Here is a 25,653-nt window from a genome sequence, read left to right on the forward strand (position 1 = left end):
ATTAGAAGGTTTTATGCCACATCTGTTATTATATCTATATTTAACGTATTAATCACCTAAAAAGGAGACGTCATGAAACACATGTTACAAATTTGTTGCAAAAATAATAATATTTCTAAAGAATTCCCTATCGGGAGTTCACTTTTGGATATTTATTACGGTTTTAATCTTAATTTTCCCTATCAGGTAGTCAGTGCAAAAGTCAATAACCGCTCCGAAGGATTGAACTTCAGGGTATATAATAATAAAGATGTAGAATTTCTCGATATACGCGATTCCTCTGGTTTGCGAACGTACGTGCGCAGCCTCTGTTTTGTATTATATAAAGCTGTCAGCGAATTGTTTCCGGATGGAAAACTGTTTGTGGAGCATCCTGTATCCAAAGGATATTTCTGCAACCTGCGCATCGGACGCTCTATCACGCTGGAAGATGTGTCTGCCATCAAAAAACGTATGCAGGAAATTATAGACCAAAACATCACATATCGCCGCACGGAATGCCACACCTCAGAAGCTGTACGCATTTTCAATGAGCGGGGAATGACGGACAAGGTGAAATTGCTGGAAACTTCCGGCTCCATCTATACCTATTATTATTCATTGGGTGATACCATCGATTATTATTATGGTAACCTGTTGCCCAGTACCGGTTTTATCTGGCTGTTCGACATCGTGAAATATTACGATGGCCTGCTGCTACGCATCCCCAACAAGGCGAATCCCAATGTATTGGAGGAAGTTGTGAAGCAGGAAAAAATGCTCGATGTCTTCAAGGAACACCTGCGTTGGAACTATATCATGGGATTAAGCAACGTAGGCGATTTCAATCTCGCTTGCGAAGAAGGGCATGCCACCGATTTAATCAACGTAGCCGAAGCACTTCAGGAAAAAAAGATAGCCCAGATTGCCGACGACATATACAACCGGGGCGAAAACGGTAACCGGGTGAGGCTGGTTCTCATTTCCGGTCCTTCTTCTTCGGGTAAAACCACTTTCAGCAAACGCCTCTCCGTACAATTGATGACGAACGGATTGCGCCCCTACCCCATTGCACTGGATAATTACTTCGTGAACCGCGAAGATACTCCCAAAGACGCCAACGGTGATTATGATTACGAATCACTCTATGCACTCGACCTCAAAAAGTTTGAAGAAGACCTGCAAGCCTTGCTGAGAGGCGAAGAGATAGACTTGCCGAGTTTCAACTTCAGTACCGGACAACGGGAATACAAAGGTGACAAACTGAAGATTGACGAGCATACCATCCTCATTCTGGAAGGCATTCATGCGCTGAACCCTGAACTCACTCCGCAGATACCTGCCGCGAACAAATACAAAATCTATGTGTCCGCCCTGACTACCATTTCCCTGGACGACCATAACTGGATTCCCACAACGGACAACCGTTTGCTGCGCCGCATTATCCGTGACTTCAACTATCGTGGCTATTCGGCACGCGACACCATTTCACGCTGGCCCAGTGTGCGCGCCGGAGAAGACAAATGGATTTTCCCCTATCAGGAAAACGCCGATGTGATGTTCAACTCCGCATTGCTATTTGAATTTGCCGTGTTGCGCTGCCATGCCGAACCGATACTGACCAGTGTGCCACGCAACTGTCCGGAATATGCCGAAGCATACCGGTTACTGAAATTCATCAAATACTTTACCCCGGTACAGGATAAAGAAATCCCGCCAACCTCACTCCTGCGTGAGTTCCTGGGAGGAAGCAGTTTCAAATACTAATCCCGTGCATCCGCCGTACATCCGCCGTACCCGGTCCGTACTTGCTCCGTAGCTGCTCCGTACTCTATAGATACGGAGATAACACGGACTTGGTACGGAGCAGATACGGAGATAACACGGACCGGGATATAAATTCGCCCGCCACTATCACCATAAAAATGGGATAAGCAAAGATTTTTAGGCGCTTTTCTTGTACAACCTACAGAAGAATGTCTTAACTTTGTGAGCAAATAAAATGAATCAAATATGAGAAAGATAATTACCGTACTTTTTTTAGCTGCTTTCTGCATCTGTAGTCAAGCCTATTCGCAAAACCGTGCCGATGAGCAAATGAAACAAGCGCAAGAAAATCTTGCCAAAAAGGAATATATCAAGGCACGTTACTTATTTTTACAAGCTTATAACGCCTTTTCCTCTCAGGGAAAATATGACAAGGCGGTAGAGTGTGGTGTCAATGCCAGCGCCCTCTACCATCGGGAAAATTATTATAAGGAAGCCTTCGAACTGCTGCGCGGCGCCGAACTACTGGTGACCGACGGTGAACAGAAAAGCGGTAAGACCATGCCCGCCCTGCGTTTCCGCATCAATAAGGAACGCCTGCAAATGTACATCAACCTAAAGAATCCCGCCCGTGCCAAAGAGCAACTGGCTAAGTTGGAAGAGACTGCCAAAGCATCCCGCAACGATTCTTTGAATAATGACTTGCTCTATACCCAAGCCAATTACTATTACACTTTCGGCATGAACTCACAAGGTGATGCCTACATCAACCGCCTGATAGGTCAATATAAGGAACAAAAGAACTATGCCAAGGTAGACGAGTCTTATAAAACCCTTATCGACATCGCCCGCAAAGCAAACAACGCCGGACTGGTGGCACGTACTTATGATAAATACATCCTTTGGACTGATTCTGTAAAGGCCCTCACCGCTCAGGATGAACTAAATGTACTAAAACGGAAATATGAGGAAAGCCAAGCCACCATTCAGGATAAGGACGACTCACTGAGTGCCAAGCAATATATCATCATCGGGCTATGCGTATTGGCAGCTATTCTTGCCGCCGCATTGGTAGTGGCAGGCATCGTATTGCTGCGCTTTGTCCTCCTCACCCGGAAACAGAAGAAAGCCATTCAGATAGCCAACGACCACAATGAACTCAAAACCAAGTTTATCCAGAATATCTCCGCACAAATGGAGCCGACACTGAATACTCTGGATGCAACCCAACCGGGTGTACGCGCATTGAAGGATTTTTCGGAACATATCCAGGAACTCTCCGAACTGGAGAGCACGCTTTCCGAGGCTTACGAAATGCGCGAAATCAACATCAATACCTTCTGCGAAAGCGTAATGGATAAAATAAAAGCTGGTTTGAAGCCGGATATAACCACTGCAGTCAATGCTCCGAAACTTAGTGTCAAGACTAATCCGGAGCAACTTGAACGCATCCTGCTCCATCTGCTGAACAATGCTGCTGAATTCACTCCGGAAGGTGGAAAAATCTGGTTGGATTTCAAGAAACGCGGTGCGCATACCCACCAATTCATTATCAGCGACACAGGAAGCGGCATCCCTGCAGAAGAGCAGGAAAACCTGTTCAAACCTTTCACCGAAGTGAAAGACCTTACACAAGGTGACGGTTTAGGATTGCCTATTTGCTCCCTGATTGCTACCAAGATGAATGGTAGCCTGACGCTGGATAGCAGTTATACCAAGGGTTGCCGCTTCGTGTTGGAGCTGCATACCTAAATTCCACTTCCACATCTTTTACAGATTCCTTTTATTTCGGCGATACATCTCCGAAATAAAAGGAATTAATCTTCCATACGTGCATTACATTGCTTTTATCGTGAGAAAGGGGTACTTTTGCATGCTCCAACATCAAAAGATAAGGCAATGAGAGTCAACCCCTTAGCCACATTATTAATTACATCTTGCTTATTAATGGCCTGTACACGTTCCGGACCAAATTATAAACTTGTACAAGCTGACTCCCTCATGCAGCAATCTCCCGACAGTGCCCTGCGCTTTTTACAGAAAATTGAGCCGGAAGAATTAAAATCATTAGGAGACAGGGCATATTATGCGCTGTTGGTGACGCAGGCACAAGAAAAAAACTACATCTTCCAAACAGAAGATTCTCTGATATGCATAGCAGTGCAATACTACGACTCTATAAAAGATGTATCCATGCAAGCACAAGCATACTATTATTGGGGATGTATCCGGAGAGATAAAAGTGACTACCCGGAAGCTTTAAAAAAGTTTTTCACAGCCATAACTTATGCCAAAGAGACTTCTAGCTATAAATTAGCCGGATATATATACAACAATATAGCGAATTTATATTATTCACAAAAATTGAATGAACAAGCTGATTCAATCTATCAAATTACAGAAAAACTGGCAATTCAAGAAAAAGACTCTAACCTTTGGGCAGATGTATTATCACAACGAGGCATGATTGATATCAGAAAAGGGAAAGAATACTATCACAAAGCAGAGCAGAAATTACTCCAGGCTTTCGAAATATCCCACCGAACTAATCATAGAAACATGATGGCCAAAACAGCTTACTCATTAAGCCTACTGTACGGACGCATGAATATGGGCGAAAAAGCTATAGAATTTGCCAAACTCAACATTAGCAATCAGAACAATTTAAATGTAATAGATAGAGCTTATTTAGTTTTAGGCGACGCTTACTATAAAATCGCTCAATATGATTCTGCTTCAACTTATTTGCAAAAAAGCCTTTGCAGTGAAGATGATTACACAAAGGCAGGTGCCTATATGCGCTTAGCCGACATAGCCAAAAAACAAGGCAAATTAGAAATAGCACTTGAAATGGAAAGAAAGTATTCTGCTTATCTGGACAGTGCCCAACAGAGACAACAAAGTAGTGCAATTGTTACCACCGAAAAGAACATATTAATACAGCGCAAACAATTAGAATATAAAACAAACTTAAATCAATCGTGCTATTATATGATTATAGGAGTGGTATTCTTCCTTTCACTATTCTTTATATTATGGAAAATGCATAAGAAAGAAGTAATCAACTTCAAGCGAAAAGAAATAGAATTGAATGAAAAATTAGAGAATCTACTCCTACAGAAAAATGAGCAAATCAACCGCCTGCAAAAAGAAATAGAATTGTATAACCATAGCCAAGTAGAAAAGCAGACATTAAAAGAGGAATTGAGTGTCTTAAAAACAGAACGGCAAGCATTACTTAATGAATCTTACGAACATTCGAAAGTATATGTGAAGATGAAACGCATCATCCAATCATATAAAAAAACAGATAAGTCGAGTGAACACTTCGATGAAGAAGACTGGAGGCAATTAATTGCCGAAACCGATATACGTTGGGATAATATAACCTTGCGTCTGGCAACAAAGTACCCTTTATCTCAAGATGAAATACATCTTTGCTGCCTATATCTGACAGATATACCGACCAGTCATTTCAGGTATATAATGGAATGTAGCAGAGATGCCATCTATAAAAAGACCAAGAGAATATTGGAACAGAAAATGGAATGTTCTGAAAAATCGACTACTCTTCGTGATATATTGGAGAAATTCCAATAAAAACAAGAGAAAATCAGCCGATAATAAAGTCTTTCCCTACTTTTCTACACTTTTTATACACTTTTATTGGATAAATTCTCTCTAAATTTGCCACCGTCATAACAAATTAAAAGTATATCTTATGAAAAAGTTATTATTTGTATTTTTTGTGTTAGCAGTAGTATTGGGCAATGCTCCTTTGCAAGCCCAGCATTTTTCAATGGTCGGCGATGACGAGAGAGAGATTCCTCTGGATCCGGCAGGTCCTAAAGAAGGAGGTCCGGTAGCGCGGAGTATCATCATCCAGCCTGCCAAAGCTTACATCTGTGATGATGTGATAAGCGTGGCTTTCAATAAAGAAATGCCTGCTGTCAGTGTTTCAATTACGGATGCCTCTACAGGGGTAACTGTTCATTCCGAAACTTATTTCAGCCCCACGCTTGTCACCATAGACTTAAGCGCCAAAGAACCGGGAGAATATTGCCTGGAAATTGTATCTGGAGAAGTCCGGTTAAGCGGATACTTCACACTCTAAACAGAACAAAACCCAACCTAAACTTTAACTTTTTAAATCAAGACTATGCTGGGAGTTGATAATGCCACCAGTGAAGTAGTCCATCACTTTTTACGGTCGCTGACCGTAAAAGTGAGCAAGACTACCGTATGCCGTTTGCTCAACCATCCGTTGGGCAACACAATGCAAGGTATCAGCGATGCCTTAGATGTACTTCATGTAAAGAACGCAGTTTGCCAACTTCAACCCAACTATCTGGAGAAGTTGCGCCCCCCGTTCATCACTCAATTGGAAACAAGCCATTCCACATTCTGCCTTGTCGAAAGGATAGAAAAGGACCATCTCATCATCACCACACCCGAAGCCAGCCACATGTCAATGAGCAAAAGCCTCTTCAGGTATCAATGGACGGGGGCTGTCCTGCTGGGTGAAACTACGAAGGATACGGTTCGTGAGTCCCACTGCCTGCTCAGGAACATGGATTACATATGCAGGCAGCACAAAATCCTGATTGCCGGAATCATCTGCCTGATTTTGGTCTTCTCCTCCGTCTGGAGCAAGCACTATCCGGCAGGATTGCCACTTTATCTTTTCTCACTGAGCTGCGGCATGCTTATTTCCACTGCCATCCTATATAAGGAAGTGGTAGACAACCATTTCTTACATCGGTTCTGCCACATAGGCAAAGCTGTGAATTGCAATGAAGTGCTCAGTTCCAAAGGTGCGCAGATAGCAGGAATAGGTATTGGAGAATTGTCTTGGATGTACTTCACGACCATGTTTTTCTTCACAGCCGTTTGTCCTGAAGAGTTCCATTGTCTGGCGGCTATTTTGGGTTTCGTGGCAATTGCATTTACGGTATATTCCATCATATACCAAGTATTCTTTATTCACAGGATCTGCCTGTTCTGCATCCTCACCACTTTCACGGTCTGGATGACCGCCATATCACTTTATACCATAAGGAATAACTTTGAATGGAAGTTTTCAATCCGGATTGTCTTCTCCCTGATTGCGGTAGCTACTATCTGCCTGATATGCTGGATACAAGCCAAAGCTCTTGTTTCGTCTGATAAAGAGAAACATGTATTGAAGGCTCAGTTATCTGGTTTACTCAACCCGGCTACTTTCGGGAAACTGTTATCACTAAAGCCCAAAGTCAGAGGAATGATTCATCCGGACATAGCGTTGCACAATTCTGTCAGCAACGTCCAAAAACGACTGATGATAGTTGTCAACCCCAACTGTAAAGCATGTGCCAGGGTACACCACCATATCCGTGAAGTTCCATCTGATATAGCCATATCCTTAGTCATACTCACAAACGACCGCTTGGGCGTACATGTGGCGCAAACCATCCTGTCCGCTTATCTTTCCGAGGGTTGGGACAGGGCCACTTACTTGCTGGAAGAATGGTATGAAACCCAGGAGATACCGGGAATAGAGAGGTATGACATTACCGAACTTGCCAAACTGCTTTGGAGGCAGCAACAAGAGTATTGCCAACGGAATAACATCGGCCATACGCCGGCAGTCATCATCAACGGGCATTATATGCCAAGTGTTTATCAGTTGACGGAGCTGAAGTATGTATTAGTGTAGGTATCCTATAACATCCTCAGAATTGCCATCTTCTTGCCACCGCCTTGGCAATCTTTTGCCACCGTATTGGCAAAGTCTTGCCAAGGCGGTGGCAAAATGTTGGCAAAACTATCAAACTTTCGGGCACAGCAGAAGTCATGACAGACGAACGGAGCGTAACTGCACGTTTGCTCAGTCCGCTCCGTTATCTATGGGAGAAATATCTCTGAAATATTTTCTATTTCAACCAGGTCGCCCGTTTCCACAAGTACTCCAACGGTCCATGAGCATGCCGCTTCATCCACCAGCAACAGAAAGCAAACTGGACGAAGAAAAGAAGCACACCCACCAGGAAACTGGCAGTAATACCCAACTGAGAGTGCATGGCAAGTCCCCAATTATAGAAAATCAGCGAGCCGATGATGCTTTGGGTAATATAGTTGGTGAGACTCATCTTGCCATAAGGAGTAATCTTCATCAACCATCTGTGCAAGTTCGTCCGGTAGAAAGCAAAAATGACGCCTGACACCAGTATCAGCATAAATGAGAACTTGGAAAGTGAGGTAATGATAAGGGAGAGAGGCGCAAGAATAGATTTATTAGTAATAAAGTCCGGAAGCATATTGCCCAATCCGTACAGAGGGAAGAAAGCGATAAGGGCACCACAAAGCACCTTATTCCATACTTTCAGGTTTTCTTTCAGGAAAAGTCCCCGACGCCCTATCAGCAGACCGAACAAGAAGAGAGCAGCAGTCTGGAATACGCGTCCGTGATCCCATGCCCAGGCAAGGCTGGCAATCTGACCTTCCCACAGGTTCACACGCAGAGTTTCGAGGAATGTGCCGTGGCTCTGTACCTGAAAAGCAGCTCCCCAGTAACTGCCCGTCGGAATGGAAGGAGTCACAAAAGAGGAATCTATGCAAGCACGTATCACATAATAAAGTGGCAATGGCTGCATCAACAACACACAAGCCAGGACGAATAACCATTTATCTTTCAATCGGCAAGTAAGTGGCAAAATAAAACCTACCAAAGAGTAGAGCACCAGTACTTCGGCAGTAAAGAATGCAGCGTTTATATTACCAAAAATGAATAACAGCACTAACCGCCAGCAGAAACGCAAACGAAAATCCTTGCCGCGCATACGCTGGTTATTGTCCTGAATGAAGAAGCTGAAACCAAACAGCAAGGCAAAAACAGCATAAGCCTTCCCTCCAAACATAAAGAAAAGCCCGTCCCATATCGCCTTATCCGAAAAGTTGAGCCAAGCGCTCTGGGTAGATGTATCGGGAAACGAATAGAAATTGAAATGCTCGATAGAATGTAATACAATGATGCCCATAACGGCCAGTCCGCGCAGCACGTCGGCTACATCAATACGCGTGTGTTCTCCTAATTTTTGTACCATATTATTATAAGTTCATTAGCAATCAGCCTTTGTTAATGTTAAAATCGCAAATATAGAATTTATAATCCACTTTTGTGTTCAAATTCCCAATTTCTTCCAGAATTGCCCGCCATCTTTGCAATATAATCAGTAATAATCTGATAAAACAATGACATTAATAACTCTAAAAAACAAATAGCAATGAAACTAAAAATGTATTTCGCCCTGTTGGCTATGGGTATGATAGGCCTGCAAAGTTGCAGCAACGACGATGACGATGACCTCCCAAGTTCTAAAGTTCCCGAAGCTGTACGCAATGCGTTCGACAGCAGCTTCTCTAACACAGCTAATCTGAGTTGGGAAACCAAAACCGTTGCGAAAGGACAATACTACAAAGCGGAGTTCAACAACAAGAGTGACAACGGTTATAAAACAGAAGCCTGGTACACCGCAGACGGCGCCTGGTACATGACTGAAACGGAAATGCCGTACAATGTCATTCCGCAAGCCGTGAAAACTTCTTTCGAGAGCAGTGAATATGCTTCCTGGAAAAGAGACAATGAAGTGGATCGCATTGAGCGTAATGCTGTGAAAGAAATTATCTATATCATTGAAGTGGAATCTCCTCAGGATGTAGATATGGATTTGCATTATTCGGCAGACGGCATCCTCGTCAAAGCCGTAAATGATGATGGTGACGGCGATAATGAATCGCTACTGCCGGATGCACCGTCGGAAATGGTGACTGCTGCCACAGAATTTATACAGAAGAATTATCCCAATGCCCGCATCATCGAAATCGAAGCAGAGCACGGAATGATAGAAATCGATATTATACACGACAACCAGAGCAAAGAAGTATTGCTTAGCACAATATATGAATGGATTTCAACTTCATGGGATGTATATACGCTTCCGGCAAAGGTGACAGAAGCCATCAAAGCTTCACAATACAACGGTTATGTAGTGGACGATACCGAATATTTTGAAACTCCTGCCGGAAATTATTATCTGGTGGAACTGGAACAAGGAAAGAATGAGGTGAAAGTTAAAATCACGGAAGACGGAGAATTTATAGGATAACTATAAATAAACTAAATGATAATCAGCACCATCTGTCATCCTGAGCATAGTCGAAGGATGACAGATAGTACATAAATGCAGATAATATTATTTCAAACTATTATCTCAAAGCCTCCACCTCTTCCGGCGTCAACGGTATCTTCTTGCCTAAGCGGCGGGCACCGGTTTCAGTAATAAGATAATCCTCCTCATTACGGATACCGCCAAAGTCGCGATATTCTTCCACTTTATCGTAATTAATGAAGTCCATGAATTTCTTTTCCCCTTTCCACATATCAATCAGTTCGGGGATGAAATAAATACCCGGCTCAACAGTATGCACAAAGCCCGGTTCCAGAGGAATGGCAAGACGTTGCGACTTGCGTCCGAACTGCGTACTCTTGGGCTGACCGTCATATCCTACCCAGACTTCGCCCAGGTTCTCCATATCGTGAACATCCAGTCCCATCATATGTCCCAGACCGTGAGGATAGAACAACGCATGAGCACCTTCACGGACTGCATCATCCGCATTCCCCTTCATCAGTCCCAATCCTTTCAGACCTTCCACCATGACGCGGGCAGACAAGTCATAAACCTCCATATAAGGAATACCCGGACGAAGAGCTTTCACAGATTCCAAATGCATAGCATTCTGGATTTCATAGACAGCACGCTGTTTTGGAGTAAACGTCTTGTCGGCAGGAACGGTAGACGACATATCACCGCAATAGCCCGACGGCAGTTCAGCCCCGGCATCAATCAGGAACAAGTCACCCGGTTTAATCTTATTACCATGATAATGATTATGCAAAGTCTGGCCGTTAATCGTGGCAATCGTCGGAAAAGAGAGTTCGCAATTATTCATTTCCGCAACGCGGTTCATCTCCGCCACTACCTCATATTCGTACATACCCGGACGAATCACTTCCATGGCTTTGATGTGCATGTCGGCAGTAACGTCACATGCCTTTTCTATCTCTATTATTTCTTCGGCAGATTTATAATTACGCTGAGCCACTACCGCACGGATAAACGGCACTGAGCCTTCTTGACGTACAGGTGGAATACCCAGCCAATCCATCAGTTTCAACTTATGTTCAGAACGATAAGGTAGCAAATAGTGTACCGTTTGCCCTTTCTGTACAGCCTTGTGCAGATAGCTAACAATCTCGGCCAAAGGCTGTGTCTCTCTGATGCCTACGCGTTCGCTTTTCTCTTTCAGAGTAGGTTGCGTGCCCATCCACACGATATGGTCGATAGTCAATTCATCTCCGAAGATGATTTCTTTATCCTCGTCTACATCAATGATGGCAGAAAGTCCAGCAAAGGACAAGCCAAAATAGTAAAGGAAAGTGGAATCCTGACGATAACGGAAAGCATTATCCTCGTAATTTAATCCCTGTTCATCATTTCCCAGGAACAACAATACTCCGGAGCCGATATTTTTTTTCAGCAGGGCTCTGCGCTGCACATAAGTTTCTTTATCAAACATAACGTTGCTATTTTTTAAGTTGATATTCGCAAAGATAGTGCAAACCGAAAGCAGCACAAAATAAGCTTGCTTATTTTTAATGCCAAGGTGCAGCTTATCTTCGCTTTTAGCAAAGATAGTGCAAATTGAGCGCACAACTTTCATGCTTGCATGAAAAAGTTATGCCGAGAACATTTCGCGTTCCCGAACTATTCACTATTTTTGCAGCAAGTGCGAAGATAAGCTGCACCTCGGCATAAAAAATGAACGAGTTCATTTTATTCTGTCTCGGTTTGCATTATCTTTGTGGCGAGTAAAAGAAAAGAATTTAGTATGGCACAAGGTTCCAGACAAGTACAAACTCAGGCGCAACAGCAGGTACAGACACTATCGCCTCAACAAATTCTGGTAGTTAAACTACTGGAATTGCCTGCCGTAGAGCTGGAAGACCGTATACATGCGGAACTTCTGGAAAATCCTGCCCTGGAAGAAGGGAAAGAGGATACGGCAAGCGATGACTTTTCTGACAGTCCGGACGCAGATGGTTCTGCCGAAGACAACGGAGCCAATGAGTACGACTCATTGAGCGACTATCTGAGCGAGGACGACATCCCCGACTATAAATTGCAGGAAAACAACCGCAGCAAAGGCGAACAAGCAGAAGAGATTCCTTTCTCTGATGCCATATCCTTCTATGAAACCCTGAAAGAACAGTTGGGCGAGCGCAACCTGACCGACCATCAGCGCGAACTGGCGGAATATCTGATTGGCTCACTGGACGACGACGGTTTGCTGCGTAAATCACTGGACAGCATCTGCGACGAACTTGCCATTTATGCCGGCATCGAATGTACGCCCGAAGAACTGGATGAAGCACTGAAAATCATTCAGGACTTCGACCCTCCCGGACTGGGCGCCCGCAGCCTGCAAGAGTGCCTGCTCATCCAGATTCATCGCAAGATAGAGCAGCAGCACTTCACCCCCAACCCTCTACTTTATATAGAAGAAGCCATCATCTCCGAATGCTACGAGGAATTCACCCGTAAGCATTGGGACAAGATACAGCAGAAACTCGGTCTGGAAGAAGACGCTTTTGAACAGGCCATCAAGGAAATCTGCAAACTGAATCCTCGGCCGGGTGCATCTCTGGGTGAAGCCATCGGCCGCAATATGCAGCAGATTATCCCCGACTTCATCGTGGACACTTACGATGACGGCACCATCGGTCTGACCCTGAACAACCGCAACGTACCGGAACTGCGCATGAGCCGCGACTTCACCGAAATGGTGGAAGAGCACACCAAGAACAAGGCGAACCAATCGAAAGAATCCAAAGAAGCCATGATGTTCCTGAAACAGAAAATGGATGCGGCACAAGGTTTCATCGACGCCGTGAAACAACGCCAAAATACGCTGATGACCACCATGCAAGCCATCATCGACCTGCAACGCCCCTTCTTCCTCGAAGGAGACGAGTCATTACTCCGCCCCATGATATTGAAAGATGTTGCAGAACGTACCGGGCTGGATATTTCAACCATCTCCCGTGTCAGCAATAGCAAGTATGTGCAGACCAACTACGGCATCTATTCACTGAAATTCTTCTTTAGCGACGGCTACGTCACTGAAGACGGCGAAGAAATGTCCGTACGCGAAATCCGAAAGATTCTGAAGGAATGCATTGACAACGAAGATAAAAAGAAACCCTACACGGATGATGAACTGACGGAAATACTGAAAGAGAAAGGTTATCCGATAGCCCGCCGCACCGTGGCCAAATACAGGCAACAATTGAATATACCTGTGGCAAGGCTGAGAAGATGAGTGATTAGTGGTTAGTGATAAGGTAATAGTAATTTCAATCGTACATTAAAATGGAAGAACAACATATCGTAGCAGACAGAACCTTAATCAGGACAGCCCGGGTGATTTCGGTCATATTCACGCCGTTTTCCATCCCTTTCCTGGCATTCCTGATTTTATTCCTGTTCTCATATCTGCGCATCATGCCTATCCAGTATAAGTTGATTGTACTGGGAGTAGTGTACTGCTTCACCATCCTTATGCCTACACTCACCATCTTCCTATTCCGTAAAATCAACGGTTTCAGCCCCGAAGACCTGGGCGAACGCAAACGGCGCTTCATGCCATTCCTGCTCACCATAACCTCATATGCATTCTGCCTGGTGATGATGCACCGGCTGAATATTCCCTGGTACATGACGGGAATTATTTTGGCTGCACTAATCATGATGATTATCTGCATCATTGTCAACCTGAAATGGAAATTGAGCGAACACATGGCAGGTATGGGAGCTATCGTAGGCGGATTAGTATCTTTCAGCGCTCTGTTCGGTTATAATCCGATATGGTGGCTGTGCCTGTTTATCCTCATTGCAGGCATCCTGGGCACGGCACGTATCATTTTACAGCATCATACTTTGGGAGAAGTGCTGACAGGCTTTGTTGTAGGATTGATTTGCTCCTTATTGGTGCTTCATCCGCTAAGCAATATCCTGTTCCGTGTCTTCCTATTTTGATATACAGTATTAACCTTTAAAAATAATGATCATGAATTTCCCGGAAAATGTAAAGTACACCAAAGAACACGAGTGGATACGCCTTGAAGGCGATGTAGCTTATGTAGGAATCACCGATTATGCTCAGTCACAACTGGGTGATATCGTATTCGTAGATATTCAGGCAGAAGGCGAAACGCTGGCTGCCGATGAGGTATTCGGAACCATCGAAGTAGTGAAAACCATTTCAGACCTTTTCCTGCCCGTAGGCGGAGAGATTCTGGAGCAAAACGAGGCCCTTGCCGACCAACCGGAACTGGTAAACAAAGATCCGTATGGCGAAGGCTGGCTCATCAAAATGGCACCGGCTGCCGACGCTGACTTCGACTCCCTGCTGGATGCTGCTGCCTATAAAGCGTTGATTAATGATTAACTATTAGTGATTAGCCGGCTGCGCAATATCAGCTTGCTAATCACTAACCACTAATAACTAAAAAATTATGTCTCCATTAGTAAGCATCATCATGGGCAGTACCTCCGACCTTCCCGTCATGGAAAAGGCGGCTCAACTGCTGAATGATTTACATGTACCGTTCGAAATGAACGCCCTCTCTGCCCACCGCACGCCGGAAGCTGTAGAAGATTTTGCCAAGAATGCCCGCGGACGCGGCGTGAAAGTGATTATCGCAGCAGCCGGCATGGCCGCCGCACTGCCCGGAGTCATCGCAGCCAACACAACACTGCCTGTCATCGGAGTTCCCGTTAAAGGTTCTGTACTGGATGGCGTAGACGCTCTCTACTCTATCATCCAGATGCCTCCCGGAATCCCCGTAGCCACAGTTGCCATCAATGGCGCCATGAACGCCGCCATTCTTGCCGTACAGATGCTGGCTTTAAGCGACGAAAATCTTGCCGAAACCTTCGCAGCCTATAAAGAAGGACTGAAAAAGAAAATCGTAAAGGCAAACGAGGAACTGAAAGGGGTGAAGTACGAGTACAAAGTTAATTAATAATGTAGAATGAAGAATGAAGAATATGACTATGCAGCATAACAGCGCAGCCCAATTCTTCATTCTTAATTCTTAATTCTTCATTTATATCGTGGATCTATTCAACTATTCCCGTCGGGAAACATCAGAAGTAAATATTGGAGCCACCCCTATGGGCGGCTCCAATCCTATACGCATACAGAGTATGACGAACACTGCTACACAGGATACGGAAGCCTGCGTGGCACAAGCAAAACGGATTGTAGATGCAGGAGGCGAGTACGTACGCCTCACGGCACAAGGCATCAAGGAAGCGGAAAATCTGATGAACATCAACGCCGCACTGCGTCAGGATGGATACATGGTTCCGCTGGTGGCCGACATCCACTTCAACCCGAAGGTGGCTGACGTAGCGGCACAGTATGTGGAAAAAGTACGTATCAACCCGGGCAACTATGTGGATGCCGCCCGCACCTTCAAGCATCTGGAATATACGGACGAGGAATACGCACAAGAGTTGCAGAAGATACATGACCGGTTCGTCCCCTTCCTCAATATCTGCAAGGAGAATCATACAGCCATCCGCATCGGTGTAAATCATGGCTCATTGTCCGACCGCATTATGTCTCGCTACGGCGATACACCGGAAGGCATGGTGGAATCGTGCATGGAGTTCCTGCGCATCTGTGTAAAAGAAGATTTTACAGATGTTGTTATCTCCATCAAAGCCTCCAATACAGTGGTAATGGTGAAAACGGTTCGCCTGCTGGCTGCTGTAATGGAAAAGGAAGGGATGCAATTCCCCCTGCACCTTGGCGTGACGGAAGCCGGGGATGGTGAGGATGGACGTATCAAGTCTGCATTGGGCATCGGCGCATTGTTGGCCGACGGTCTGGGTGATACCATCCGCGTTTCTCTCAGCGAGGCGCCCGAAGCGGAAATCCCCGTAGCCCGCAAATTGGTGGATTACATCGTTCAGCGCCACGATCATCCTTACATACCGGGAGCTGATGTACCGGAATTCAATTATCTCTCCCCTACGCGTAGGGAAACGACAGCAGTGCACAATATCGGTGGAGATCATCTGCCCGTTGCCATCGCTGCACGCATGGACGGTAATATGGAGTTTAATCCGCAGTTCATGCCTGACTACGTTTACACAGGACGTGCCGTACCCGCCCGAGGCCCCAAAGGCATGCAATACATCATTGACGCCGACGTATGGACAGGCGAAGCCAATGCCTGGCCCGCCTTCAAAGGCGACCAACTCCCCTTCCTCAGCAGTTGCAGCGCCTCACTGAAATTCCTGTTCATCACCTATATGGGACTGAATGACGAAGCCATCGCCTGCCTGAAGTATCATCCGGAAGTAGTGCTCATTTCGCAGAGTAACCACCCCAATCGCCTCGGAGAGCAGCGCGGCCTGGTGCATCAGATGATGAAAGAGGGGTTGAAGAACCCGGTTGTCTTTTTCCAGCACTATGCAGAGAATGAAGTGGAGAACCTGCAAATCAAGGCAGCTGCCGACATGGGCGCACTTATCCTCGACGGGCTGTGCGACGGTATCCTCCTGTTCAATCAGGGCAATATAAGTCCTATTACCGTCGATACCACCGCCTTCGGTATCCTGCAAGCCGGCCGCGTGCGCACCAGCAAGACGGAGTTCATCTCCTGTCCCGGTTGTGGACGCACCCTGTTCGATTTGCAAAGCACCATAGCACGAGTGAAAGCGGCTACTTCACATCTCAAGGGATTGAAAATAGGCATCATGGGATGCATCGTGAATGGGCCCGGTGAGATGGCGGATGCCGACTATGGCTACGTAGGCGCCGGACGCGGGAAGGTCAGCTTGTATAAGAAGAAGGAATGCATCGAGAAGAATATCCCCGAGGAAGAGGCGGTGGAAAAACTGATTGAGCTGATTAAGGCAAACGGGGATTATACAGAGAATGAGCTGTAATCCATAAGATAAGAGAGTTTCATCAATTTCATTTCTTCTTCTGACTGAATATCCACTCCATAAATCCGGGATAATTGAATGCCGGATTCCAACTGCCATGATTGCAACCGGGGAATTCGATGTATTCCACATCAGCACCGGCTGCTTTCAAGGCTTTATATGCCGCACGCGAACCTTCCGGAGTAACCACATTGTCGGCATCGCCGTGGAAAATACGGAATTTCACCTGTTTGGCAGCTTTCAGGCGGGCAGGATTCACCGTTCCGCAGACAGGAACTGCGGCTGCGAATATCTCAGGATAACGGATAGCCATATCAAACGTACCCATGCCGCCCATAGAAAGCCCTATTATATAAACACGGTTCTTATCCACCTGCGGCATTGCCAGGTAGGTATCCAGCAAATCTTTCACCGTCTGAAATACAGGAGTGAGAGGATTATCCAATGGCATCTCACCCGGCATGAATGAAGCAGGACGTTCCATATACGCCCAATAACCGCTCTCAGGACATTGCGGCACAAGCACGAACGCAGGATACTTCTCTCTGTTCACCGGGTTGAGAAACATCTGCCCGCCATGCGTCAATTGTCTTTCATTATCGTTGCCACGCTCTCCGGCACCGTGCAGGAAAAGCACTAAAGGGTATTTTTCTCCGGCTTTCACCGTTTCGGGACGAAGTAGGCGATAGGGCAACGTATCACCGCGGGAAGAAATAAAGGTTTCTTTCTGATAAGTCTCCTGTGCCGAAAGGGACAACAAAGAGAACAGCACACAAACTACACTGATTATTCGTTTCATCCGAATCACTATTTTACATGTTTTACTTCTGAACGTAAAGATACGCCATTTTCATTGAATGCCTCCACACAGAAATAATAATCCTGGTCGGTAGTAAGAGATTTCATCAGCAGGTCATTCTTGCCATACACCATCCAGGAACTGTAAAGTTTATCGGGAGCGATACCCCACAACACGTTGTAGCCTTGTGCCCCTTTCACGGGTTCCCAACTGATGGCGATGTCACGACGGTCGGCAAGACGGTCAAGAAGCAACTGTTTCGGTTGTTGCGGTGCCTTGCCTGTGCCCAGTCCGAATACGCGAAGCTCGGAAATTGCCAGGTTCGGAGTAGGCACGTCTATGTTCTTATAGCGGATATATCGGGCCGGTTCGGGCAGGGACAGTTCTACATAATCGTTCGGAGTATCCTTGTAGCTCTCTTTGCGATCGACCAATACTTTCCAGTTCTGTCCGTCCGACGAGCCTTCAATGACGTAACGGTGACGAAGTCCTTCATAGCGACCGTACATGTCACTCTGATAATCATGGTAGTTAATCTGAATGGCACATACATCGGCTGGCTTCTCCAAATCGATCATTACCCATTGGCGCTCATCGTTGGCTTCGGCCAACCAGAAAGTCTTGGTGAGTTCATCCGTCAGTGCAGAGGGTTGGAACTCCCCTTTTGTGGTGGAGGCTGTGACCGGCTTACCATAGGAGAGCAGCATCCAGCCCCTGAATTCACCGGCTTTACCCGGAACGGCAGGCGCATAGCGGGGATAATCTCCGAAACGGGTGTCGCAATACATAATGCCGTCTTTATCGAACCCGGCAGGGAACATACAAAGGCGTCGTTCCCAGTTCACATTGATGGAGAGGGACATCGAAGCAAAATGCCAGTACTGTCCGCCGGGACCAAGGACGGTGCTTCCATGTCCGGCACCATTCATATATCCGCCCGGTTTATAGGAAACAGGATTATGCTTCTGATAGGTATAAGGCCCCATCGGGTGATCTGCCACATAGACACCGTCGGCATAGACATTGAACTCTGTGCCCGGTGCACCGTATTGCATATAGTATTTCCCGTTGTGCTTCGTCAGCCAGGGACCTTCGATATATCCGCCCAGCACAGTGTCTGTATGGTTCTCGCCGAAACGCTCCCAGCCATGCTTAGGCATATCCAGGTTAAAGAGCTCTTTCGTCTCGCCCTTCTTCGTGAAGCGGTGGTTCTTATCCAGCTCCATACCACGGATGGGATAGACGTTGGATGAACCCCAGAACATGTAGGCTTTACCATCATCGTCAATGAACAAGTCAGGGTCCTGCAGGTTGTGCAGGATGGCGGGCGTTGCTTCCCAATCGCCCGAAGCCGGATTATCAGTATACAGGATACTCATAGAGCCGGAAGGGTCTCCGGCTACATAGAGTACGGAGTCCTTATAGTTGTGTGCCGCCGGAGCATTGCACCCCTGCGGATACCAGTTCTTTCCGGGACGCACAAACTCCCAGTTCAGTAAGTCGCGCGAACGCCAGTAGCCATGCGAACGGGTGACGAACATATAATATTCTCCCCGGAACTCCACCACTGCGGGGTCGGCACCCGAACGGTAGGAGATATCCCGGTCGGAATTATAAATCATATACGTGTAATCGATGTTCAGAGGATTACAGTAGGTATCCTGACGCATATCCTGCGCCGGAAGGGTAGTCCATGCAATCAGGCAGGCTACGGTCAGTAATAGGTATTTCATATTCTTCATCTCTGGTTTCTTATCGGGTTCGTTCATTTGCACAGTTCACCGGGAACATCATATTGCTTCTGTAAACGTTCAAGTTCAGCCATAAGTTCGGCGGTAACCTTTTCCATGCCCTTTTTCCCATACAGGTTATGCATTTCGGTCGGGTCGGTCTTTAAGTCATACAGCTCCCACTTGTCATCCACGTAGAAGTGCATCAGTTTATAACGCTCCATCTTCACGCCATAGTGTGCACGGACACTATGGAAGCCGGGAAACTCATAATAATGATAATAGAGCGATTTACGCCAATCACGCGGTGTTTTCTCCTTCTCCACCAACGGACGGAAAGACACACCCTGCATATCCCGGGGAACTTCAATGCCGCACATATCCAGGAAGGTAGGTGCAAAATCAATGTTCTGCGTCAGCCCGGTCACCCGGGTTTCCGGTTTGATGTGCCCCGGCCAGCGCATCACCATCGGCATGCCGAAGGACTCTTCGTACATAAAACGTTTGTCAAACCATCCATGCTCGCCCAGATAGAAGCCTTGGTCGGTGGTGTAGACAACTATTGTGTTCTTGTCCAGTCCGGTACGTTTCAGGTAGTCCAGAATCTCTCCCACACTTTCGTCCACGCTTGCCACAACGCCCATATAATCTTGCAGGTAACGCTGGTATTTCCACTCCGCCACTTCTTTGAAAGAACGTTGCTTAGAGTAGAACTCATTATTACGGTCGCGGTATGCATCGAGGAAGCGGCGACGCTCATCCGGCTCCATGGTTCCCAGAAAAGCGTGCGGCCAGGGGTCGAACAGCAGGCTGTCGCTGTCCATACCGGCAACCATTTTCAGGTCGTGGCCCTCGTACATGTCACAATATATATTCATCTTCTGCATCTGTGCGGCATAGCGCCCCTCGTAAGCATCGAAATAGTTATCGGGAAGCGGGAAGGTGGTGTGCTCATACAGATGATAATGTCTCTCGGCAGGCACCCAGTTGCGATGCACCGCTTTATGGTGCATCATCAGGAAGAAAGGCTTGCTCTTATCTTTCCGCCCGTCAAGCCACTCTTCCGTGTAACGGGTAATCAGGTCCGTCACATATCCCAGGTGGCGGGTGGTATCTTTCTCCGTGATGAAATGCGGATTGTAATATTCTCCCTGGTCGTTGAGAATCATCCAATGATCGAACCCGGTCGGGCGGGAAATAAGGTGCCATTTACCGATGATAGCAGTTTCGTAGCCATTTGCCTGCAATATCTTCGGCAAAGTTTGCTGCGCGCCGTCAAAACCTTTCGCCCAGTTCTTCATGAAACCGTTCTTGTGGCTATGCTTACCCGTAAGGATGGCTGCACGGCTCGGGCCGGAAATGGAGTTGCAGCAATAATTATTCTGGAAAACCGCTCCTTCGTGTCCGATACGGTCGATATTCGGAGTCGGAGCGACCTTGCCGATGGGATGCCCGTAGATGCTCATTGCCTGACGGGCATGGTCGTCGCTCATGATGAAAATGATGTTAGGGCGTTCATTCTGAGCATCCTGCTCCTGTCCCTGCATCGTTGCCGAAGGGACAAAAGGGAGCAGGACAAGCCCCAAAGAGAGTTTGTCTTTCATAGGTTCCTATATCAAATAAATGATTAATGAAGCGTCAGACCGGCAATAATGGGGGCATGGTCTGACAAATATCCGTCGTCCGGTTTATCGTCTATCACCCGGAACTTATCAGCACTCACCTGTCCGTTGACAAATACAAAATCAATCAACTGGCGGTTCTCAACCGGGATACGGCCAAAGTTATGGAAGCTCCATGCCGGACCGTAGACCGTGGAGGCAACTGAATAGGCGTTCTTCATTCCACCATCAGAAAGGATAGTGATCGGTTCCGAGTCCACCGTTCCGTTAAAGTCACCCGTCAAGATTACGGGCAGCCCCTCTGCAAGTTCGTGCATCTTCGCAAGCAGCAACTCGGCACTCTCACGACGCGCCACTTTCCCTACGTGGTCGAAGTGAGTATTGAAAACTGCCAAATTCTTGCCACAGGTCTTATCTTTCAGAATCGCCCAGGTCACGATGCGCTCGCAAGCGGCATCCCACCCCTTCACTCCAATCGTATCGGGAGTTTCGCTCAGGCCAAAGTTTCCGTTCTTTATCAGCTCAAAGCGGTCTGTCTTGTAGAAAAGAGAGCAATATTCCCCCGCTTCCTTTCCATCCGCACGCCCCACGCCCAGAGCGGTGTATTGGGGAAGACGGTTCTTTAAATCGTCCAACTGGTTCTTCAGTACTTCCTGCATGCCCACCACATCGGGAGCGTAGTAGGCAATCATCTTTGCCGCATTATCCTTGCGGTACTTCCAGTTGTTCAAACTATCTGCCACGTGGTCCAGACGAATGTTGAACGACATGACATCGACCTTAGCTTCCGGCTGCCTGCCGCACGAAGCGACAAGCAGAACGAAAGCAACTAATACACTATTAAAAAACATCTTTTTCATGGTATCTTCTATTTATTTTAAGTAAGGGGACGTAAACCCTAATTTCTTCAGTCCGTTTTGTACGTCCGGATGGCTCATAAAGAGCTTCCAAATCAGACCCGTGCGGTAGTTTTCAATCATCACCACAATAGGTCCCTGGTCGATGGCCAGATACGAAGGTGCAAACCAGTTCTCCGTCAGGTTGAAGGCATCCTTGAAACCGTATTCCCCCCAAAGCTTACCGCCCAACTCTTCATAGAAGTAGCGCATGGCCTGAAGCGAATATTCCGGCGCATAAGGGATGGAAGACAAGGCGGCTGTGGGAGTAATCACTCCACGGTCGTTGCCGGGGCAATGAGCTGAATAGCCTTTATCTCCGTCACTGGCTGTCAGTCCCCAGCATTGTGCACCATATCCTTTGTAGCCCTTCGGATTGTCGATGCAATAGGCACGGTTTATCAAAGTATGAGCCTTCATCTGCTCCTCGTAATCTGCATAACGGTCTTTCAATCCGCGTGGGTCGAGCCCCATATAGGAATAATGGGTAAAGAACAACGGACCGCCAAAATCAGTTCCCAGAGGCAATGTTATATCATAAAACTGCTTACCATTCCTGAAAACGATAGAGTTGGCCCATCCTTTATGATACACCGATTCCGCAATGGGATAGGTGGGCGAAGCAGCAGCAAGGATATAAGTGATGTGACACTCATTATGTCCCTTTATCTGATGGTTCATAGCCCAACCGTTATTAGGCGACCAGTGCCAGTAAAGCACGTCTTCGCCATTGGTGAACCAGTTCCATTCTGCCTGGCGCCACAGTCCGTTGATAAGACCACGGATGTTCCTTTCCACCGGGGTGTCTTTGTCAAAGTACTGGTGTGCAGCCAGCAAACCTTCGAACATAAAGGCAGACTCCACCAGGTCAGCTCCGTCATCTTTCCGGCTGAAAGGGATGGTCTTTCCTGTCTGCCCGTCTATCCAATGTGCCCAGATGCCGTGATAACTGTCCGTACTCTTATCACTCAGAAAGCGGACAATCTTCAACATACGTTCCGCCGCCTGCTCGCGGGTGACGAAACCACGTTCCGCACCGACGATGATAGCCATCACGCCGAAACCCGAACCACCGATAGTCACAATATCATCACTGCCATTGCTACGTTCGCGTGCCAGCCCCGAAACCGGATGACCATAATCCCAAAAGTAACGGAAAGTTTGCTTCTGCACCAGAGTCATCAATTCTTCATCGGACAATGACTTCTCTTTCTTGCCCCCCGAAGCTGCCGGAAGCAGGCTGAATGGATAGAGCAAAAGTATCAAATATATCAATATTCTCATAATAATCAATCTATTAGTTTAATGCCGGGCTCTCAAAACCCAAATTTTTCAATCCTCGCTGAATGTCCGGTATAGCCATGAACAAGTTCCAGAGCATTCCTGTCCTGTGGTTCTCTATCATACAGATAATCGGTCCCTGGTCGATGGCGATACATTGGTTATCATACCAGTTGGCTGTCAGGTTAAAAGCATCTACAAAGCCATAGTCTCTCCAGAGTTTGTCACCCATCTTATAATAGAAGAAATGCAAAGCGGATAAAGACTCCTCCGGTGTATAAGGGAAAGCTGAAAGGGCAGCCGTAGGAGCAATCACACCTTTATCGTTGGAGGGTGAATGAGCGGAATATCCACTGTCGCCATCGCTGGCCGTCAGTCCCCAGCAGGAAGTTCCATAACCGGCATAGCCTTTGGGGTTCTCTTTGCAATAGCTGTAGTTTATCAAGGTGTGGTTCCGGTTCTGTTCCCAGTAATCTGCATATTGGTCTTTCAGTCCTTTCGGGTTAATGCCGAGGAAGGAGTATTGGGACAGGAACAACGGTCCGCCCTTCTCGGCACCTAACGGGAGTTTATAACCGTAATAACTGTTGCCGTTCCTGAAGCCGCCATTCCTTGCCCATCCTGCCTCATACACAGTTTTGTCAATGGGGTGCGTAGGCGAAGAAGCAGCGAGTACATACGTAATCAGACACTCATTCCACCCTCTGATGGGCAGGTTCTTCTCAAATCCGTAGTTAGGACTCCAATGCCAATAAAGTACCGGTTCCCCGTTCTTCTGGAACCAGGTCCATTCGATGGCTTCCCACAAGCGAGTGATATCTGAACGCAACTTGCTCTCAGCATCCGAAGCTTCTTTGAAGTAAGCACGGGCTGCCAGTAGTCCCTGAAAAAGCAGGGAAGTTTCCACCAAGTCGGCACCGTCATCTTTATCACCGAAAGGCTGGGTCTTGCCCGTAGAGCCGTTAATCCAATGCGAATAGGCACCGTGATAGTTCGTACACTCTTCATCCAGGAAAGTAACAATCTTCTGTACTCTGCTGAGGGCTTCCTGACGGGTAACAAAGCCTCTTTCGGCTGCCACCAGCATAGCCATCACACCAAATCCGGTACCTCCGGTAGTTACGACATCAGCAGAAGTAGTACGTTCGCGCGCCATTCCCGAATGTTCGTGCCCGAAGTTCCAGAAATACTTGAAAGTTTGCTTCTGCACCAAGGTTAGCAATTCTTCATCGGGAATACGGTCGAACTTATCCGAATCGTCCATTCCGGTTTTAATTTCATAAACCTTGCCGTTGGAGAGTAATACTCCGGAGGTGGATTTCACCCCCGGATTGATTACCAGTTTATATGAGGAAAAACTCTTAAAGCCACCTGTTGGTGTCAAAGAGAGTTTATCGGCACCCGATAAACTGAAGTTGCATGCCACTGCCTGGTCGTTCTGTTTCAGGGCAATGTTGGCGCGGGCCGATGCCTCATCCACCGCATCCGTAAAGGTAAGCACGATACCGGCATCGGGAGCTACATTGTCGAAAGAACTCTGATTCTGCTTGTCACCGATAGAGATGCTTTTCAGTTCAAACGCACCGGGTGTTTCCGGGGCATCATCCTTACTGCAAGCCGCCAGCAACAGGCATAGCATGAAATAAATGACTCTCATATTCGCTACGTTCTTCATGTTTGTTATTCTTTACCGGAATAAAGTTGTTTTATCTCAGATGCGGATATAGCTCTGTCGTAGAAACGGAACTGGTCTAACTGTCCCGGAAAATTGGATGCCCAACTCTGTGCACCTGCCCCTTCCGTCAGGCTGGGCTTCGTGCTGAACTGAAATGCTCCGACAGCAAACGTACCCCAATCTTTGAATTTAAGCTTTCCATAACCGGGAAGCTCCTTTGTAAGAGCACTTTCACCGTTCCGGTAAACCGTCATCATCGAGTTGTCTCCGTCGTAAACGAACGCCATATGCACCCATTCAGTACCAAAGACATTGTCTATCTTCGCCTCCACCCATCTCTCGTCATTGTCCTTCACGGATGTACAGTTGTAGAGGTGCATCTTAAAGAACGCCTGGGTTTCGCTGCCCGTATTTTCCAGGTAGATATCGAAATTACCCCAGAAAGTCTTGGTGTTGGGGATGCTGAAAATACCGTAAGCTGACGTGTTTCTCGTTGTTTTCATCCAGAAAGCAACCGTACAGCTTCCCAATTCGGGTATGGTATCGTTCAGGTAAGAAGGGACACGTGCCAGCAGGTAAGAGTCTTTCGTTCCCTGATAAGCCTGTCCGTTGACTCCGTCAGTATAGGTAATTTCCCCACCGGCGCTCATCAGAAAGGTGTAGTTGCCTTTATCGCGCATATCATTCTCAAAGGGCAGGAACAATTTCATTGGTGAATACTCCTTCCCGGCGGAACTGTCCGGATAGTCGAAAATCGGATGATCCATATCCTGGAAGCAAGATTGCAGTGTGAATGCCGACAAACCGAATGCCAGCAATAAGTTTATATATCTTTTCAT

General features: G+C 46.8%; 20 protein-coding genes. 11 read left to right on the top strand and 9 right to left on the bottom strand.

The window, feature by feature from the left end:
• Positions 1-72 precede the first annotated feature (72 nt).
• The 5 genes from QZ135_RS01055 (at position 73) to QZ135_RS01075 (ending at position 7,441) form a co-directional block, all read left to right on the top strand.
• Entirely contained in the window at positions 73-1,746 is a 1,674-nt protein-coding gene (locus tag QZ135_RS01055) for a nucleoside kinase (RefSeq protein ID WP_294605069.1), read from the top strand.
• Between the two features lie 246 nt (positions 1,747-1,992).
• Positions 1,993-3,498, top strand: coding sequence for a sensor histidine kinase (locus QZ135_RS01060; RefSeq protein WP_294605072.1), 1,506 nt, complete (start codon positions 1,993-1,995; stop codon positions 3,496-3,498).
• 147 nt (positions 3,499-3,645) lie between these two features.
• Complete coding sequence (locus QZ135_RS01065) at positions 3,646-5,346, top strand: hypothetical protein (protein ID WP_294605074.1); 1,701 nt, start codon at positions 3,646-3,648, stop codon at positions 5,344-5,346.
• Positions 5,347-5,467: 121 nt separating this feature from the next.
• Entirely contained in the window at positions 5,468-5,860 is a 393-nt protein-coding gene (locus QZ135_RS01070; RefSeq protein ID WP_294605077.1) for a DUF3244 domain-containing protein, read from the top strand.
• A 45-nt stretch (positions 5,861-5,905) separates the two neighbouring features.
• Positions 5,906-7,441, top strand: coding sequence for a vitamin K epoxide reductase family protein (locus QZ135_RS01075; protein ID WP_294605080.1), 1,536 nt, complete (start codon positions 5,906-5,908; stop codon positions 7,439-7,441).
• A gap of 217 nt (positions 7,442-7,658) precedes the next feature.
• On the opposite strand, the gene QZ135_RS01080 is transcribed toward QZ135_RS01075, so the two are convergent.
• Positions 7,659-8,828 carry a DUF418 domain-containing protein gene (locus QZ135_RS01080; RefSeq protein ID WP_294605083.1) on the bottom strand — a complete coding sequence of 390 codons (1,170 nt, stop codon included), beginning with the start codon at positions 8,826-8,828 and terminating at the stop codon, positions 7,659-7,661.
• A gap of 180 nt (positions 8,829-9,008) precedes the next feature.
• Between QZ135_RS01080 and QZ135_RS01085 the strand changes: the two genes are divergently transcribed.
• Positions 9,009-9,890, top strand: a complete 882-nt coding sequence (locus QZ135_RS01085) for a PepSY-like domain-containing protein (RefSeq protein ID WP_294605086.1) — start codon at positions 9,009-9,011, stop codon at positions 9,888-9,890.
• A 100-nt stretch (positions 9,891-9,990) separates the two neighbouring features.
• Here QZ135_RS01085 and QZ135_RS01090 read toward each other — a convergent pair whose 3' ends face one another.
• On the bottom strand, positions 9,991-11,364 hold the full coding sequence (locus tag QZ135_RS01090) for an aminopeptidase P family protein (protein WP_294605088.1): 1,374 nt from the start codon (positions 11,362-11,364) through the stop codon (positions 9,991-9,993).
• A 312-nt stretch (positions 11,365-11,676) separates the two neighbouring features.
• Between QZ135_RS01090 and rpoN the strand changes: the two genes are divergently transcribed.
• The 5 genes from rpoN to QZ135_RS01115 all read left to right on the top strand — a co-directional run bounded on the left by rpoN (position 11,677) and on the right by QZ135_RS01115 (position 16,811).
• Positions 11,677-13,167 (top strand): RNA polymerase factor sigma-54, encoded by a 1,491-nt coding sequence (gene rpoN, locus QZ135_RS01095; protein ID WP_294605091.1) that lies wholly within the window; start codon positions 11,677-11,679, stop codon positions 13,165-13,167.
• Positions 13,168-13,217: 50 nt separating this feature from the next.
• Positions 13,218-13,883 carry a hypothetical protein gene (locus QZ135_RS01100; RefSeq protein WP_294605092.1) on the top strand — a complete coding sequence of 222 codons (666 nt, stop codon included), beginning with the start codon at positions 13,218-13,220 and terminating at the stop codon, positions 13,881-13,883.
• 31 nt (positions 13,884-13,914) lie between these two features.
• A complete protein-coding gene (gene gcvH, locus QZ135_RS01105; protein WP_294605095.1) occupies positions 13,915-14,295 on the top strand; it encodes a glycine cleavage system protein GcvH in 381 nt (126 codons plus the stop codon).
• Positions 14,296-14,362: 67 nt separating this feature from the next.
• Positions 14,363-14,872: a 5-(carboxyamino)imidazole ribonucleotide mutase gene (gene purE, locus QZ135_RS01110; RefSeq protein WP_294605097.1), complete on the top strand. Its 510-nt coding sequence runs from the start codon at positions 14,363-14,365 to the stop codon at positions 14,870-14,872.
• Positions 14,873-14,963: 91 nt separating this feature from the next.
• Complete coding sequence (locus tag QZ135_RS01115) at positions 14,964-16,811, top strand: 4-hydroxy-3-methylbut-2-en-1-yl diphosphate synthase (RefSeq protein ID WP_294605100.1); 1,848 nt, start codon at positions 14,964-14,966, stop codon at positions 16,809-16,811.
• Between the two features lie 28 nt (positions 16,812-16,839).
• On the opposite strand, the gene QZ135_RS01120 is transcribed toward QZ135_RS01115, so the two are convergent.
• Genes QZ135_RS01120 through QZ135_RS01150 form a run of 7 tightly spaced genes read right to left on the bottom strand, consistent with a single transcriptional unit; the run spans position 16,840 to position 25,653 of the window.
• A complete protein-coding gene (locus tag QZ135_RS01120) occupies positions 16,840-17,610 on the bottom strand; it encodes a prolyl oligopeptidase family serine peptidase (protein ID WP_294605103.1) in 771 nt (256 codons plus the stop codon).
• A gap of 8 nt (positions 17,611-17,618) precedes the next feature.
• Positions 17,619-19,343 carry a family 43 glycosylhydrolase gene (locus QZ135_RS01125; RefSeq protein WP_294605106.1) on the bottom strand — a complete coding sequence of 575 codons (1,725 nt, stop codon included), beginning with the start codon at positions 19,341-19,343 and terminating at the stop codon, positions 17,619-17,621.
• A gap of 32 nt (positions 19,344-19,375) precedes the next feature.
• Positions 19,376-20,944, bottom strand: a complete 1,569-nt coding sequence (locus QZ135_RS01130) for a sulfatase (RefSeq protein ID WP_294605108.1) — start codon at positions 20,942-20,944, stop codon at positions 19,376-19,378.
• A 23-nt stretch (positions 20,945-20,967) separates the two neighbouring features.
• Positions 20,968-21,822, bottom strand: coding sequence for an endonuclease/exonuclease/phosphatase family protein (locus QZ135_RS01135; RefSeq protein ID WP_294605110.1), 855 nt, complete (start codon positions 21,820-21,822; stop codon positions 20,968-20,970).
• Between the two features lie 12 nt (positions 21,823-21,834).
• Positions 21,835-23,142 (bottom strand): glucoamylase family protein, encoded by a 1,308-nt coding sequence (locus tag QZ135_RS01140; RefSeq protein WP_294605112.1) that lies wholly within the window; start codon positions 23,140-23,142, stop codon positions 21,835-21,837.
• A gap of 13 nt (positions 23,143-23,155) precedes the next feature.
• On the bottom strand, positions 23,156-24,796 hold the full coding sequence (locus tag QZ135_RS01145; protein WP_294605317.1) for a glucoamylase family protein: 1,641 nt from the start codon (positions 24,794-24,796) through the stop codon (positions 23,156-23,158).
• 23 nt (positions 24,797-24,819) lie between these two features.
• On the bottom strand, positions 24,820-25,653 hold the full coding sequence (locus tag QZ135_RS01150; protein ID WP_294605115.1) for a LamG domain-containing protein: 834 nt from the start codon (positions 25,651-25,653) through the stop codon (positions 24,820-24,822).

It is taken from the genome of uncultured Bacteroides sp. (genome assembly GCF_905207245.1).
Taxonomy (GTDB): domain Bacteria; phylum Bacteroidota; class Bacteroidia; order Bacteroidales; family Bacteroidaceae; genus Bacteroides.

Excerpts from the sequence above, each read along its gene's own strand:
- QZ135_RS01055 (WP_294605069.1), top strand. The coding sequence starts at position 73 with ATGAAACACATGTTACAAATTTGTTGCAAAAATAATAATATTTCTAAA.
- QZ135_RS01060 (WP_294605072.1), top strand. The coding sequence starts at position 1,993 with ATGAGAAAGATAATTACCGTACTTTTTTTAGCTGCTTTCTGCATCTGT.
- QZ135_RS01065 (WP_294605074.1), top strand. The coding sequence starts at position 3,646 with ATGAGAGTCAACCCCTTAGCCACATTATTAATTACATCTTGCTTATTA.
- QZ135_RS01070 (WP_294605077.1), top strand. The coding sequence starts at position 5,468 with ATGAAAAAGTTATTATTTGTATTTTTTGTGTTAGCAGTAGTATTGGGC.
- QZ135_RS01075 (WP_294605080.1), top strand. The coding sequence starts at position 5,906 with ATGCTGGGAGTTGATAATGCCACCAGTGAAGTAGTCCATCACTTTTTA.
- QZ135_RS01080 (WP_294605083.1), bottom strand. The coding sequence starts at position 8,828 with ATGGTACAAAAATTAGGAGAACACACGCGTATTGATGTAGCCGACGTG.
- QZ135_RS01085 (WP_294605086.1), top strand. The coding sequence starts at position 9,009 with ATGAAACTAAAAATGTATTTCGCCCTGTTGGCTATGGGTATGATAGGC.
- QZ135_RS01090 (WP_294605088.1), bottom strand. The coding sequence starts at position 11,364 with ATGTTTGATAAAGAAACTTATGTGCAGCGCAGAGCCCTGCTGAAAAAA.
- rpoN (WP_294605091.1), top strand. The coding sequence starts at position 11,677 with ATGGCACAAGGTTCCAGACAAGTACAAACTCAGGCGCAACAGCAGGTA.
- QZ135_RS01100 (WP_294605092.1), top strand. The coding sequence starts at position 13,218 with ATGGAAGAACAACATATCGTAGCAGACAGAACCTTAATCAGGACAGCC.
- gcvH (WP_294605095.1), top strand. The coding sequence starts at position 13,915 with ATGAATTTCCCGGAAAATGTAAAGTACACCAAAGAACACGAGTGGATA.
- purE (WP_294605097.1), top strand. The coding sequence starts at position 14,363 with ATGTCTCCATTAGTAAGCATCATCATGGGCAGTACCTCCGACCTTCCC.
- QZ135_RS01120 (WP_294605103.1), bottom strand. The coding sequence starts at position 17,610 with ATGAAACGAATAATCAGTGTAGTTTGTGTGCTGTTCTCTTTGTTGTCC.
- QZ135_RS01125 (WP_294605106.1), bottom strand. The coding sequence starts at position 19,343 with ATGAAATACCTATTACTGACCGTAGCCTGCCTGATTGCATGGACTACC.
- QZ135_RS01130 (WP_294605108.1), bottom strand. The coding sequence starts at position 20,944 with ATGAAAGACAAACTCTCTTTGGGGCTTGTCCTGCTCCCTTTTGTCCCT.
- QZ135_RS01135 (WP_294605110.1), bottom strand. The coding sequence starts at position 21,822 with ATGAAAAAGATGTTTTTTAATAGTGTATTAGTTGCTTTCGTTCTGCTT.
- QZ135_RS01140 (WP_294605112.1), bottom strand. The coding sequence starts at position 23,142 with ATGAGAATATTGATATATTTGATACTTTTGCTCTATCCATTCAGCCTG.
- QZ135_RS01145 (WP_294605317.1), bottom strand. The coding sequence starts at position 24,796 with ATGAGAGTCATTTATTTCATGCTATGCCTGTTGCTGGCGGCTTGCAGT.
- QZ135_RS01150 (WP_294605115.1), bottom strand. The coding sequence starts at position 25,653 with ATGAAAAGATATATAAACTTATTGCTGGCATTCGGTTTGTCGGCATTC.